General features: G+C 71.0%; 12 protein-coding genes. 4 read left to right on the top strand and 8 right to left on the bottom strand.

Going from position 1 to position 13,209, the window contains the following annotated elements:
* The first annotated feature begins 59 nt into the window (after window positions 1–59).
* A complete protein-coding gene (gene amcB, locus AHOG_RS17130) occupies window positions 60–1,187 on the top strand; it encodes a cyclophane-forming radical SAM peptide maturase AmcB (protein WP_211290427.1) in 1,128 nt (375 codons plus the stop codon).
* Entirely contained in the window at window positions 1,153–1,338 is a 186-nt protein-coding gene (gene amcA / locus AHOG_RS30540; protein WP_093942260.1) for a multiple cyclophane-containing RiPP AmcA, read from the top strand. The genes amcB and amcA overlap by 35 nt, the downstream gene beginning before the upstream one ends.
* On the opposite strand, the gene AHOG_RS17120 is transcribed toward amcA, so the two are convergent.
* The 4 genes from AHOG_RS17120 to AHOG_RS17105 all read right to left on the bottom strand — a co-directional run bounded on the left by AHOG_RS17120 (window position 1,335) and on the right by AHOG_RS17105 (window position 7,131).
* Window positions 1,335–2,000 (bottom strand): pentapeptide repeat-containing protein, encoded by a 666-nt coding sequence (locus AHOG_RS17120; protein WP_093942259.1) that lies wholly within the window; start codon window positions 1,998–2,000, stop codon window positions 1,335–1,337. The two genes, amcA and AHOG_RS17120, sit on opposite strands and share 4 nt — an antisense overlap.
* A 301-nt stretch (window positions 2,001–2,301) precedes the next feature.
* Window positions 2,302–4,929 carry a cellulose binding domain-containing protein gene (locus AHOG_RS17115; protein ID WP_169725873.1) on the bottom strand — a complete coding sequence of 876 codons (2,628 nt, stop codon included), beginning with the start codon at window positions 4,927–4,929 and terminating at the stop codon, window positions 2,302–2,304.
* A 395-nt stretch (window positions 4,930–5,324) separates the two neighbouring features.
* Complete coding sequence (locus tag AHOG_RS17110; protein ID WP_093942257.1) at window positions 5,325–5,972, bottom strand: hypothetical protein; 648 nt, start codon at window positions 5,970–5,972, stop codon at window positions 5,325–5,327.
* A 349-nt stretch (window positions 5,973–6,321) separates the two neighbouring features.
* On the bottom strand, window positions 6,322–7,131 hold the full coding sequence (locus AHOG_RS17105; RefSeq protein WP_093944536.1) for a helix-turn-helix domain-containing protein: 810 nt from the start codon (window positions 7,129–7,131) through the stop codon (window positions 6,322–6,324).
* A 139-nt stretch (window positions 7,132–7,270) separates the two neighbouring features.
* Here AHOG_RS17105 and AHOG_RS17100 point away from each other — a divergent pair, with 139 nt between their 5' ends.
* Window positions 7,271–7,639 carry a nuclear transport factor 2 family protein gene (locus AHOG_RS17100; protein WP_093942256.1) on the top strand — a complete coding sequence of 123 codons (369 nt, stop codon included), beginning with the start codon at window positions 7,271–7,273 and terminating at the stop codon, window positions 7,637–7,639.
* A 138-nt stretch (window positions 7,640–7,777) separates the two neighbouring features.
* Here AHOG_RS17100 and AHOG_RS17095 read toward each other — a convergent pair whose 3' ends face one another.
* From AHOG_RS17095 to yczE, 3 genes are all read right to left on the bottom strand, one after another.
* Window positions 7,778–8,254, bottom strand: coding sequence for a PPOX class F420-dependent oxidoreductase (locus AHOG_RS17095; RefSeq protein ID WP_093942255.1), 477 nt, complete (start codon window positions 8,252–8,254; stop codon window positions 7,778–7,780).
* Window positions 8,251–8,826 (bottom strand): NADPH-dependent FMN reductase, encoded by a 576-nt coding sequence (locus AHOG_RS17090; protein ID WP_093942254.1) that lies wholly within the window; start codon window positions 8,824–8,826, stop codon window positions 8,251–8,253. The genes AHOG_RS17095 and AHOG_RS17090 overlap by 4 nt, the downstream gene beginning before the upstream one ends.
* A 100-nt stretch (window positions 8,827–8,926) precedes the next feature.
* A complete protein-coding gene (gene yczE / locus AHOG_RS17085) occupies window positions 8,927–9,610 on the bottom strand; it encodes a membrane protein YczE (protein ID WP_093942253.1) in 684 nt (227 codons plus the stop codon).
* A gap of 134 nt (window positions 9,611–9,744) precedes the next feature.
* On the opposite strand from yczE, the gene AHOG_RS17080 reads away from it, so the two are divergent.
* Window positions 9,745–10,287: a MarR family winged helix-turn-helix transcriptional regulator gene (locus AHOG_RS17080; protein ID WP_093942252.1), complete on the top strand. Its 543-nt coding sequence runs from the start codon at window positions 9,745–9,747 to the stop codon at window positions 10,285–10,287.
* A 243-nt stretch (window positions 10,288–10,530) separates the two neighbouring features.
* Here the strand turns inward: AHOG_RS17080 and AHOG_RS17075 are convergent, their stop codons facing one another.
* Window positions 10,531–13,074 carry a glycoside hydrolase family 3 N-terminal domain-containing protein gene (locus AHOG_RS17075; RefSeq protein ID WP_093944535.1) on the bottom strand — a complete coding sequence of 848 codons (2,544 nt, stop codon included), beginning with the start codon at window positions 13,072–13,074 and terminating at the stop codon, window positions 10,531–10,533.
* Between the last annotated feature and the right edge of the window lie 135 nt (window positions 13,075–13,209).

The following is a 13,209-nucleotide window of genomic DNA, read 5'->3' as shown; positions in this document are numbered from 1 at the left end:
AGTCGGACGCTTCGGCCGGGCCGTATCCAACTCGACCACTGCGAGGGAAGGACCACGCTGTGTCAGAACAGGCCCGAGCGTCCGAGATCATTCCCGTCGCCGAACCCGACAGCGTGATCATGCAGCCGACGACGTTGTGCAACCTCGATTGCCGGTACTGCTACCTGCCGCACCGCAAGGACAACCGTCCGATGGCACCAGCCGTCGCGCGGGCGGTTGCCGAGTCGGTTCGGAACTGGACGCCGGAACGTCCGGTCGACATCGTGTGGCACGGCGGTGAACCGCTGGCGGCCGGCCGTGAACGGCTCGGCGCCTTGTTCGACCAGTTCGCCGATGTCGAGGTCTCGCACAGCGTGCAGACCAACGCGGTGTTGATCGACGAGGCCTGGTCGGCGTGGTTCGCCGAACGGGGTGTGCGAGTCGGCGTGAGCGTGGACGGCGTCGAGCAGGACAACGGCGCGCGCGTCGACCTCGCCGGCCGTCCAGCGTTCCCGCGTATCGAGCGCGGCATTCGGCGCCTGGTCGACGACGGACACGACGTGTCGGTGATCGCGGTCGTGTCCGATCCGACGCCGGAGCGGGCACGCCGGTTGTACACGGCGGCGGCTGACCTGGGAGCCCGTTGGCTGGGCGTGAACATCGAGGAACGCGAGGGAGTCAACAGCCGCAATAACGTGCACGACTCCGGCCAGGTGCGGGCGTTCTGGTCGGCGCTTGCCGAGGCGTGGTCGAGCGACTGCCGAATCGAGTTGCGCGACGTCGACCGGGTGCTCTCCTATGCGAGCGAAGTCCTCGACGGCCGAGCGCCCTACGGTGCGGCTGCGATCGATCCGCTGCCGACGGTCGCATGGAACGGTGCCGTGACCCTGATTTCGCCCGAACTCGCCGGGTTCAAGTCCAACCGGTTCAACCGGTTCGAATGTGGCAATGTTCTAGCGCTCGGACTCGATTCCATCATCGAGCGCGGAATGAGCTCGGAATGGGTCGTCGAGTATCGGCGCGGCCTCGATCGGTGCCGTTCGACCTGTCGATTTTTCGATTTCTGTGGAGGTGGTCAACCGTCAAACAAGTACTTCGAGCACGGCCGATTTGATGGAACGGAGACCAACTACTGCCGAAACGGCAGAATGGCATTGATCGAAGGGGTTCTCGATGCAGCTCGGAGAAATAGTCGAACTGTCAGGTAGTGTACGCGAAGTCGAATCCGGATTGCGGGTGTTGCTGAGTCTCCGTCCGCAACCGGCGGCGACTGGCGCCTGGGACAATCGCGACTCGTGGGACAACGTGGGGGGCGGCTTCGATAACCGTCCCTCGTGGGACAACTGGAACAAGCGCTAGTCGCTCACAGTGAGGCCGGCCTCGGCGGCGATCAGGATCGCCGCCGAGCCTGCTTGCTCTGCGGTGATCCGGGCACCTCGGAGGCCAAGCAGTCCGCGGGCCACGTCGGAGACCCGCGACGTCGTCAGATCGCAGTTCGCGGCCTTGTCGGCCTCGAACTCGACGCCGCCTAGGTCGCAGTCACGGAACATCACGTTCGACAGGTCGCCGGTGATGACGGCCTCGCGGAACATGCAGTCATTGAACACCAGCGCACCCTTGACACCTTCGATGTGGATCGAGGAGTAGTCCCAGCGGCAACCGTCGATATAGACGTCTTTGGCTGACTCCAGGAAAAGTCGGAAGCCCATCGTGCGGCTGCGAATGATCTCAGTGCGGCGCATCGTGACGGGCTGCCATGACGCGTTTGACAGGTCGACGTCCTCGAACCGGACGTCGGCCAGTTCCAGTGGCGACAACTGCGATTCTGACAGGTTGACGGAACGTACCAGTGACCGCGCGAGGGTGCCCTCGCCCTTGGCGTGGGAGAAACCGCCGGATTCGACGAGAAGTTCGTCGCCGTCGAATTCTCCTTGGAACGAGAATTCGTTCTCATCGAGGTCGGCGAGTTCGAACGACGGGCGCTGAATGGATCGGCGGTCGCCCAGATCGCGGAAGTCCATGCACGGACCATACCGGAGTTGCGCGCGTCCCAGGGCACGGGACAAGCGGAAAAGCGAGAAGTGCACCGCGTCGAAGTCCCGTGACGGGTTCGGCGCGGGAACGCGGCATCGATGTGACCGTCCTGATGACGCCGAACCTGCCGGGTGAGTGACTCACCAGCACAGCCGGCGGTCGGGCGGGAGCCTCGTCGGCGCCCACGAAACCCCGGCCCGGAACCCCGCGCCGGCGGCCTTCTCGAATACCTCGGCCGCCGGGCCCGACCGCGTCGCCGCGGGTCGGGCCCGGCATGCCTGCCGAGCCTCAGCCGCCCGTGCAGTCGATCCGGGCCGGGGTGCTGTCCGGGCCCGAGCCGGTGCCGTTGAAGCCGACCGTCACCGATCCGCCCGGTGGGACGACGCCGTTGTACCCGGCGTTGCGGACGGTGACCTCGCGGCCTGCCTGGGTCGCCTCGCCGTTCCACGCCTGCGCGACGGTCTGCGCGCCGGGGAAGGTCCACGACACCGACCAGCCGTCGAACGCGGTCGAACCGGTGTTGCGGACGGTCACCGCGGCCTGGAAGCCGCCCGCCCAGGAGTGGGCGACCGCGTAGGTCGCGGAGCAGCCGTCGCCGGTCGGCGGCGGAGTCGTCGTGGGGGGTTCGGTGCCCGCCGACTCGCCCACCTGGATGCCGCGGCCGTTCGTGCCCACATAGACGCGGCCGTAGACCCGGGGGTCGCCGCTGAGCGCCTCGCCCATGTTGCCCCACTGGTGCTGGTCGTCGTTGATCCGAACCCAGGCGGCTCCCGCGTCGTCGGACCGGAACACGCCCTCGACGCCGTCGACCGTGCCGACCAGGTAGAGCGCGGGATGGTCGACACCGGGCGCGGCCGCGCCGTGCGCGATGTTGCGCGCACCGTCCACTCCGGCGACCGCGGTGAACGTGGTCCCGCCGTCGGTGGAGCGCACCAGCCCGCCGTCGCCCGCCAGCCAGATCTCGCCCTCGCGATCCGGCAGGGCCGTGAACTTCACGTTTCCGGTCGGCAGCCCGGCCGCGGGGCTCGCGGTGAAGCTCGCGCCGCCGTCGGTGCTGATGTAGAACCGGCCGCCGCTCGCCCCGTAGAACACCTCGGGGTTCACCCGGTCGGCCTCCACGATCGCGCCCGCCGGGATGCCGGCGGACGCCGTCCACGCGCTGCCGCCCATGTCCGCGCGATGCACGCCGGCGCCTGCCGGACTCCACACCACGGAGCCGCCGTCGGCGGCCGAGGCGATGGTTCCGCCGCCGGTCACGCCGTCGGGCTCGCTGCTCGCCGGGTACCAGTTCGCGCCGCCGTCCTGGGAGAACGCCGCGCGGGCGACTCCCTCGGCGTTGCCCGCGCGGACCACGACGTCCGGGTTCGTCTCGGCGAAGTCGAGGCTGGTGGTGCTGGTGAAGTTCGGCGCGGAGAACATCCGCGTCGGCACGGTGTCCAGGTCGTCGTGCCGGAATCCGGCGATGTCGCCCAGCGCGCTGAGCAGTGGCGCCCCGCTGGGCGGGCTGGCGAGGTCGAGCACCGCGGTCTCCTCCAGCCCGCCGACCATCGGCTCGATGGTGATCCGGCCGCCCTCGTCCCAGGCGGAGAGGTTCTCGGTGCCGTAGATCGTCGCCCCGGTGCCGTACATCATCCGATCGGAGTCGAACGGGTCGATCTCCAGCGCCTCGGTCATCCACCCCAGCTTCGGGGTGACCTCCGGCGGCTCGGGCTCGGTCGCGAAGTCCAGCCACGGCACCTCGGAGATGTCCATCTCATAGCGGAAGGAGCGCTCGGGATAGTTCGTCCAGTCCCAGGCACGCGTCCACGTCTCGCCCGCGTCGGTGCTGCGGAAGATCACGATGTCCGGCCACCAGAGCAGCTGGGTGGCGACCATCAGGGTGTCCGGGTTCTGCCGGTCGATCGTGAGCCCGCTGTACCCGAAGTCGGCCCCCTCCGACCCGGAGGGCACGGGACTGATCCGCGTCCACTCGCCGGTGTCGGTCGCGTACTTCCAGACGTCGCCCTCGGCGCCGTCATACGGGCCGCCCGTGTCGCTGGTCGCGATGTAGAGGAGTCCGTTGACGTGGTCGACGACGCCCTTGTGCGCCAGGAATCCGGTCGGCTGACCCGCGATCCGCTCCCAGCCTGCCCCCGCGTCGGTGCTGCGGTAGACGGTGTTCTCCTTGTCGGCCACGCCGATGTAGACGTCCGGTGTCGGGTCGCCTGCGCTGCCGGAGGACTCGTCGAAGGCCACCCAGGTGACGCCCTGATTGTCGTCCAGATAGCCGTTCGGGTCGTCCGGGTCCGCCGCGTAGTTCCCCGGGTTGGGGAAGTTCGAGACCTCCGACCACGTCACGCCGTAGTCGGTGCTGCGCCACAGTCCGTGGCCGCTGGGCGCGCCCAGGTAGACGACGCTGTTGTCGTTGGGGTCGACGGCGATCCGCTCTCCCATGCCGCGGCCGGGCATGTTGCCGCCGAGCTTGAAGGGCAGCTCGGTCACCTCCCAGGTCTCGCCGCGATCCGCGGAACGCAGGATCGCGCCGTTGTTCGGGTCCCAGTCGTTGGTGTACATGCCGGCCGCGACGTACACCCGGTCCGGGTCGACGGGGTCGGTGGCCAGGCCGGCGACGCCGTTGTACCCCCACTCGTCCCAGCCGACCCAGTCCAGCAGCGGGGTCCATCGGCCGCTGTCGGGCTCCCATCGGTATGCCCCGCCGATGTCGGTGCGCGCGTAGATCAGGTCCGGCTCCGTCTGGTTGAACACGATGCCGGGGACGAACCCGCCGCCCGCGATCTCGACGTTGCGCCACGAATAGGGCTCGTCGAGGGTCTGTGCCGCCGCCTCGGACCCGCCGGTGGGCACTTGGGTGAGCGCCAGCGCGCCCGCGGCCAACGCGGCGGCCAGCAGGGCGGAAAGGAATCTACGCTCGGTCACGTCGAACCTCTTCCTCGAGTTGACGTCGGTCGGACGGCGGTGGCGCATTCGGCCCGAGGAAACGATGTTCGCCGGGATTTCGAGATGCCATGCCGCAGGTCAGGGCCGTTTCTCCTCGGTCGACTCGCACCGCCGGTCCGCTGCCGAGATTCACATATCCCCAGAATCCTGTCAATGGTGTCGCATCGTCGAACTCGAGCGTTCGACGACGGTTCTTCTGGGGCGTTATCGGCGCGCTTATGTATCGAAATGTGATTCGACATCGTGGTGTGTGATTCGTCGATCGCCTTTCGACGCGGGGTCGTGAATCGGCGCGTCGAATGCCGCCGAGCGGCGCCGTCGGTCGTCTCGCTGCGGTCCGGTCGACGACGCCGCCGTGACGGCTGTGGTTCCCTCTAGTGGTGTCCGGTCCTGGCGAACTCGCAGCCCTCGACGTCGGCCGGGATGCGGTGGGCCTCGATGTCGACCGGCGTGCACCACAGATAGTGCAGGCCCAGTTCGTCGTTGCCCACCGGCCCGGCCGTGACGGCGAAGCCGTTGCCGAACGCCCAGGTCGGGTCGTCGACGAGTCGGTCCTCCTCCTGGGCCTGCTGCCAGGACCGCTGGAACTCGATCAGCCGATCGGGTTCGAAGCGCACCAGACCGAGTCGGTCGTACGGCGGGATCGAGCACGTCGCCCACTCGGCGACGAAGGGCGCGTAGTGCTCGGCCAGCTGCGGGCCGAGGTAGTCGACGAGGTCGTCTCGGTCGGCGGGCGCGAGGTCGCCGCACTCGCCTGTCTCCTCCTGGACCCAGCTCGCCAGTTCGTCCATCGAGTCGACGGGCTCGCCGAGCGCGGCGATGCCGCCCGGTCCGTGGCCCGCGTGCTGGTCCGCGTCGGCGGCGTCCGAGCCCGCGATGCCCGGGGCGCCGCTCTCGACGTCGCGACTCGGGGCGGTGCGATCGGCGCCGCCGTCCGCACCGGCGCAGCCTGTCGCCACGACCAACGCGAGCAGCACCGCCGCCGTCGTCCGAAACCTCCTGCTGTTCAGCGCGATGTCCACAGACGTGACCTCCTTGTCGGCCCCGGCCCGGCGTTGCGGGCGGGGACTCGGTGCTCACGATGCGGTGACGGCCGAAGGGCGGTGGCATCGCGGCGCCCGGCGCGGTGGTGTGCCGCGAGGACGGCGGGGCGTCGCCCTCGGCCCACCGGCATGCGGACGTCGGTCCCGGATCGCGACGCCACGCTGCGTCGACTGGTCATCGGATCGCTCCTCTCCGGTACCGCCGGAGTGGCGAGCTCTGTCTCCTTCGGACGGTAGGAGTGCCGGCCTGCATCGGTACAGGCCCGGATGGCCGCATCCGCGCCGGCACCCGGCGGAGGGTCGCCGCCTGCCCGCCGCCTCGGTCAGGTCAGCTCGCCGAGGCGGTCCTGGCGCGATGGGCGTGCAGCGCCGCCGCGGTCTCGTCGTCGGCGGGCAGGAACGACTCGACGGCCAGTTCGTCCATCGTCACGTCCAGCGGGGCACCGAAGGTGGTGACGGTGCTGATGAAGGAGAGCACGCCCCCGTCATGTCGCAGCCGCAGCGGCACGGCGAGGTCTCCGAGATCCGGCCCGCCGTCGGAGCGGTCCGGCGCCGGATATCCGTCGAGTTCGGCGTGGAGCGCCCGCAGTTCGGCATCGCCGCCGTTGGCCGCCTGACGGCTCAGCCGGTCGAGGAGGTGCGTGCGCCACTGTCCGAGATTGACGATCCGGGGTGCCATCCCGTCGGGATGCAGGCTGATGCGCAACGCGTTGGCGGGCGCGGCGAGCAGTTCCGGTGCCGTGCCTCGGGTGAGCAGGGCGACGCCCGTGTTGCCGTCGACGATGTTCCACGCCCGGTCGACCAGCACCGCGGGGTAGGGCTCGTAGGCGGCGAGGACCCTGGACACGGCGGCCCGCACCGCCTCCAGGCGGGCCGAGTCGAGGTCGGACTCGGGATAGCCGGGAGCATGTCCCGCCGCGATCAGCAGGCCGTTGCGGTCGCGCAGCGGGACGTCGAGATGCTCGGCCAGCCGCAGCACCATCTCCCTGCTCGGGACCGCCCGGCCGGTCTCGACGAAGCTCAGGTGGCGGGTGGAGACCTCGGCCTGGTTGGAGAGTTCGAGCTGACTCCAGCGTCTGCGCTCCCGCCAGGCGCGCAGCAGCGTGCCGACCGGCGTGGCCGCGGTGTGGCGTGTCATCGGACCCCGATTCACGAGCATTACCTGACAGGTAATCGACGACATTACCTCTGGCTCGGCATGATCCCCGTGTCCGGCCGAGAAGGCCGATTCGGCGGCCGAATCCGGCTCGCCGCGACGGTGCCACGAAGGGAACCCCATGAACGCCATGACCGACCTGCTGCCCCGCTACATCGAGACCTGGAACGAGACCGATCCCGCCGCCCGGCTGCGGGCGCTGGCCGAGCTGTGGACCGAGGACGGCGTCTACACCGATCCGTTGGCCTCGGTCACCGGGCACGACGGCATCTCGGCGGTCATCGGCGCCGCGCAGGAGATGTTCGCGGGCCACGTGTTCCGGCTGCTCGACGGCGCCGAGGCACACCATGACATCGTCCGATTCCGCTGGGAACTGGTCCCGGCGGGCGGCGGCGAAGCGGTGGCCGTGGGACTCGACGTGGCGGCCGTGGCCGCGGACGGCCGAATCCGGCAGGTCCACGGCTTCCTCGACAAGGCCCCGTCGGCCTGAGTCGGCCTGCCGCCGGTGCGGGCCGGCGCCATACGGGTGCCGGCCCGGCTCGCCGGGGCCGAGTCCGCCGCCTGCCCGAACCGCCGCGATGATCGACGGGCCAGGAGCGGCAGGTCGACGTCCGCGGCGACTCGGTTCTCAGGACGGCAGGTCGACGCCCACGGTGCCGCCCGCCGGGGACCAGCCGTAGGCGCGCTCCGGCCGGAGCCGCAGGACAAGTCGTCGGTCGGCGACCATGGCGGCGCGGTACTCGTCCCAGTCGGGATGCTCGCCGGCGACCGCGCGGTACACCTCGACCAGCTCGGCCACGGTCGCGTCCGCCGGGTCCTCGGCCACCGGTGACAGCGTCGCCGTGGCGTCCAGGACCAGATAGGCCCCGAGGTCTGTCGCGCTCACCTGGAAGGAGGCTCGGGGGTCGCGCCGAAGATTGCGGGTCTTGGCCCGGCCCTCGGTCAGCGACGCCAGGATCTCGCCGGTCTCCGGGCACAGAGCGTAGGAGATCACCGAGGACTGCGGGCGACCATCGGCGCGCAGTGTCAGGAGGACCCCGCGTCGCTGCTCGCGCAGCAGCGGAAGCAGTGCGCCGAGGCCGGGGTCGTCGGAGCTGATGATCATGACGCCACCCGCTCGCCGCGCAGCGGGGCCAGCGCGGCGGACAGCCGCTCCAGTTCGTCGAGCATTCGGACGCAGGCGGCCCGCCGTCCAGGGTCGTCCGCGGCCTCGCCGTCCTCGATCACGCCGTTCACGAAGGGGATCGCCACGGCCTCGGTGACCGGATGCATCTTCACGGTGGTCACCACCTGCTTGAACATCTGCACCGCGCGGACGCCCCCGGAGCTCATTCCGTAGCTGACGAACCCGACCGGCTTGTGCCGCCATTCCGTGTAGAGGAAGTCGACGGCGTTCTTGGCGACGGCGGGGAAGCCGAAGTTGTATTCGGGCATGACGAACACGAAGGCGTCAGCCGAGTCGACCAGCGTGCTCCAGTCCTTCGTGTGCTGATGGTGATAACGGCCCGTCGCCGGATGCTCGGGTTCGTCGAGGAAGGGGAGGCCGATGTCGGCGAGGTCGACCGTCCGGACATCGAACCCGCCATGGTCGGCGGCGACGGCGGCGCACCATCGCGCGACGGCGGGTCCGACCCGGCCCGGTCGGGTGCTCGCGACGATGACGTGAAGAACTGGCATGAAATCACTCCTGTGCTGGTGGCGTGGAGGAGAGGTGCATCGACGCGGCGGGGCGGGCACTCGAAGCGCGGCGCGGCCGGATCGCTGTACGTCGACTGGTTCAGCCGCAGGTCGGCGCGTCGGCCGTGGTGGCGGGCTCGGCGGCGTCGACGGGCGCGGGCTCGGCGGCTCGGGCTCGAGGCGGAGCGGAGAGACGGGGCAGCAGCACCTGCAGCAGCGGGCCGATGCCGACCGCGTACAGCACGGTGCCGATGCCCGCGGTTCCGCCGATCAACCAGCCGATCGCCAGGACGCCCACCTCGATGCCCGTGCGGGCGACACGGATCGACCAGCCTCGTGCCGCGAGTCCGGTCATCAGACCGTCCCGAGGTCCCGGGCCGAGCCCCGCACCCAGGTAGAGCGCCAGTCCGATGCCGTTGACGAGCATTCCGCCGAGAAGGAAGGCCGCACGGACGGCGGGATGACCAGGTTCGGGCAGGATGCTGAGCGCCGCCTCGCTGAGCGGGCCGATGGAGGCGACGTTCAGGACGGTGCCGATGCCCGGGCGCTGCCGTAGCGGAATCCACAGTGCCAGGACGACGACGCCCGAGGCGATCACGATGACGCCGAACGGCAGGCCGGTGCGCAGCGCCACACCCTGATGGAAGACGTCCCAGGGGGAGACCCCCAGGCCTGCGGCGAGCATCATCCCCAGCCCCAGACTGAACAGGACGAGGCCGACGGCGAGCCTGACGAGGCGGCCCGCGAGGTCGACGCTCGAGCGCGCTGCGCGAGGCTGCCGCATCCTGACCTGCGATGGAGCGCTTCCCGATAGTGAATTCGACTCGCCCGTCACGTGCCGACCTCTCATTGATTGATATGTCAACGAGAATGTAGGCGGGGATGTGTGACGTGTCAACAAGGTTGTAGGGTGGTGGCGTGACCGACCCGAACTGGCTCGACGGCGACCAACAGCGGGCCTGGCGGGGCTACCGTCGAATGCGGCTGCTGCTCGACGCCCGGCTCGCCAGGGATCTGACCGCCGACTCCGGGCTCTCGATGTCGGACTACGACGTCCTGTCCACGCTCTCCGAGTCCGAAGGGCATCGCCGCGGGATCAGCGAGCTGGCCGGTCGAATGCTGTGGTCCAAGAGCAGGCTGTCACACCACCTCACCCGCATGGAACAGCGCGGACTCGTCACCCGACAGGTGTGCGCCACCGACGGAAGAGCCGCCGTCGCGGTGCTCACGGACGCGGGCCTGCGGACCCTCCAGGCCGCCGCGCCGGGCCACGTCGACGCGGTGCGCGCCCACTTCGTCGACCTGCTCACCTCCGAGCAGCTCGCCGTGTTCACCGAGATCGCCGCCGCCGTCCTCGCCAACCTCGGCGAGAGTTCGGTGAGCCTGGACGACCCGACGGCGGACGACCCGACGGCGGCCTGGCCAGACCCGGCCGCGCCCGAGCGGAACCCGCGCGCCTGATCGACGGACGCTCGAGCCCGAGCGTGGTGAGGCGGGAACCGCGACGGTCGGCCTGCTCGGACCGTCCCCCCGCGTCGTCGCCGAAACGCCGATCACCTCCGCCGCGCTCCGGCGCCGCGCCGAGTGATCGTGCCGCCCGGACCGCCTCCCGACGGCGCGCGTCGGCGCCCCGGTCACCCGGCGGTGCCCGGAGCGCCCCCGCGGCGGGCGCGGATCCGACCCCGGCGTGTCGGATCCGCGCCCTCAGCCCGTCGTCGCGGGCCGCTCGTCCCCGAGGGTCACAGGCGTGTCAAGCACCCGATCCGGGCCGACCTGCCTCGGGGAGCCGGTGAGGACGAATTCGCCCTGGAGGCGCAGATCGGCGCTCGACGCGCCGACGTGCACCTCCACCAGGCCGGGTTCGACGAGCCGGTGTCCGGCGCGGCCGGTGAAGGACGTCCGGTCCGCGTGCAGCCGGAAGCGGACCTCGCGTTCCGTTCCCGCCCGCAGCGCGACCCGGGCGAAGCCCGCGAGCTGACGGACCGGCCTGGTCACCTGGGCCACCGGATCACGCAGGTAGAGCTGGACGACCTCCACGCCGTCGCGGTCGCCGACGTTGGCCACCACGCAGGACACCTCGACGACGCCGTCCGTCGAGACCCGCGCCACGGCGTCGTCGACGTCCGCGCCGCCGGACACGCCCGCCGCGCTGGACGGCCCGTCGTCCGCCGACGCCGTGACCGCCCGGACCAGCAGCGCCGAGTAACGGAACGTCGTGTACGAGAGCCCATGGCCGAACGGGAACAGCGGCGTGGGATCCGCCGAGCTGACCTGCGAGCGCAGCCCCAGCGGCGGGGTCAGATAGGTGGCGGGCTGCCCGTGCGGCGTGGCGGGCAGGCTCACGGGCAGCCTGCCCGACGGGTCGACCCGGCCGGTGAGCACGCCGACCAGCGCCGCCGCCCCCTCCTCCCCGGGCAGGAACGCCTGCACCGCCGCCGCGAGCCGGTCGGCGACCGCGCCCAGCGCATACGGCCTGCCGCTGATCACGACGGCCACGGTCGGCACCCCGGTGTCGACCACCGCGGCGAGCAGTTCGCCCTGCACACCGGGCAGGGCCAGGTCCGTGGCGTCACAGCCCTCGCCGGAGGTGCCGCGGCCGAACAGTCCCGAGTGGTCGCCGACCACCACCAGCGCCAGCTCCGCGTCTCTCGCCGCCGCCACGGCGGCGCCGATCCCGGATCGATCGTCGTCGTCGACGGCGCAGCCCCGTTCGGCGCGGAGGGTGCTCGTGCCCAGCTCGGCGCGCAGGACGTCGAGCACCGTGCGGATCTCCACGCCCACCGGCAGATCCGGGTAGGAGACGCCGACGTGGGCGGGAAACGAGTAGCAGCCGAGCATCGCGTGGACGTCGTCGGCCAGCGGCCCCAGTACCGCCACCGTGCCCGTGTCGCGCAGCGGCAGCACCTCCTGCCGGTTCGACAACAGCACCACCGACTCCTCGGCGAGCCTGCGCGCCACTCGGCGGTTCGCGGGCGGATCGAGGTCGACGACGGGCGACTCGGCGGTCCCGGGATCGTCGGCGGCCCGGCGGTCCCGCAGCGCGGGCGGCTCCGGCGACCAGTCCGGATCGAGCAGCCCCAGTTCGCACTTCTGCCGCAGTACTCGGGTCACGGCGCGGTCCACCAGTGATTCCGGCACCAGTCCGGCGCGCAGCCGTTCGGCCAGCGGCTCGCCGAAGCAGCGCACCGTCGGCAGCTCGACGTCGACGCCTGCGGTGAGCGCCTGCTCCGCGGCCTCGCCCTCGTCGGCCGCGGTCCCGTGCAGGCGGTGCAGGAACGCGACGCCGAAGTAGTCGGCGACCACGACACCCGCGAAGCCCCACTGATCTCGCAGCAGATCGGTGAGCAGCTCCTCGTCGGCGGCGACCGGCACACCGTCGATCTCGGCGTAGGAGTGCATCACCGATCGCGCGCCGCCGTGGCGCAACGCCATCTCGAAGGGCGGCAGGATGACGTCGGCGAGTTCGCGGCGCCCGAGCGCCGCCGGGGCGAGGTTCCGGCCCGCCCGCGAGGCGGAGTAACCGGCGAAATGCTTCAACGTGGCCACCACGCCCGCCCCCTCGACACCGCGCACATAGGCGGCGCCGATCGTGCCGACCAGGAACGGGTCCTCGCCGATGGTCTCCTCCACGCGCCCCCAGCGGGCGTCCCGGACGACGTCGAGCACCGGGGCCAGCCCCTGGTGCACGCCGACCGAACGCAGGTCGGCGCCGATCGCCGCCGCCATCGTCTGCACCAGTTCCGGATCGAAGGACGCGCCCCAGGCCAGCGGAACGGGATAGACGGTCGCCTTCCAGGCGGCGAACCCGGCCAGGCACTCCTCGTGCGCCATCGCGGGTATGCCGAAGCGGCCTGCCGCGACGATCTCGCGCTGGGCGTCGGCCAGCATCCCGGCCCCGGTGGCAGGGTCGACGGGCGTGGTGCCGAAGGTCCTCGTGAGCTGACCGAGTCCGAGACGGATCGCCTCCGGCCAGGCGGGCGGCTCCTCGGTCTGCTCGTGCTGATGGGGTGCGACGCCGTCGGCGCCGTCGGCCGCGCTGACCCACACGCCGACGAGCTGGGCCAGCTTCTCGCCCAGGGTCATCCGGGGCAGGAGGTCCGCCACCCGTTCGTCGACCGGGAGTTCCGGCCGCCGCCACGGCTCGACGTCATCCGCGGCGGTTGCGGCGGAGGGACGCTCGCGGGCGGCGTCGAGTGCCGTCGAGTCGGGAGCGGACGAGTCGGCGCGGCCGGGATTCTGCTGGTCCATGTCGAACTTCTCCACTCTGGACGGCCGACCGCGCGGTGTCGGCGGGCGGGGTGGACAGGCAGGGCTGTGGACCGTCGCCGGGGATGGTCCTCGTCGTGCACGTCGATTCGGCGACTGATGTTCCGGTCCGACCCT

This window comes from Actinoalloteichus hoggarensis (genome assembly GCF_002234535.1).
In the GTDB taxonomy this organism is placed as follows: domain Bacteria; phylum Actinomycetota; class Actinomycetes; order Mycobacteriales; family Pseudonocardiaceae; genus Actinoalloteichus_A; species Actinoalloteichus_A hoggarensis.
Note: the sequence above shows the minus strand (reverse complement) of the source record. Positions and strands in the feature narration are given on the sequence as shown.

Excerpts from the sequence above, each read along its gene's own strand:
- amcA (WP_093942260.1), top strand. The coding sequence starts at position 1,153 with ATGCAGCTCGGAGAAATAGTCGAACTGTCAGGTAGTGTACGCGAAGTC.
- AHOG_RS17120 (WP_093942259.1), bottom strand. The coding sequence starts at position 2,000 with ATGGACTTCCGCGATCTGGGCGACCGCCGATCCATTCAGCGCCCGTCG.
- AHOG_RS17105 (WP_093944536.1), bottom strand. The coding sequence starts at position 7,131 with ATGACACGCCACACCGCGGCCACGCCGGTCGGCACGCTGCTGCGCGCC.
- AHOG_RS17100 (WP_093942256.1), top strand. The coding sequence starts at position 7,271 with ATGAACGCCATGACCGACCTGCTGCCCCGCTACATCGAGACCTGGAAC.
- AHOG_RS17095 (WP_093942255.1), bottom strand. The coding sequence starts at position 8,254 with ATGATCATCAGCTCCGACGACCCCGGCCTCGGCGCACTGCTTCCGCTG.
- AHOG_RS17090 (WP_093942254.1), bottom strand. The coding sequence starts at position 8,826 with ATGCCAGTTCTTCACGTCATCGTCGCGAGCACCCGACCGGGCCGGGTC.
- yczE (WP_093942253.1), bottom strand. The coding sequence starts at position 9,610 with ATGCGGCAGCCTCGCGCAGCGCGCTCGAGCGTCGACCTCGCGGGCCGC.
- AHOG_RS17075 (WP_093944535.1), bottom strand. The coding sequence starts at position 13,074 with ATGGACCAGCAGAATCCCGGCCGCGCCGACTCGTCCGCTCCCGACTCG.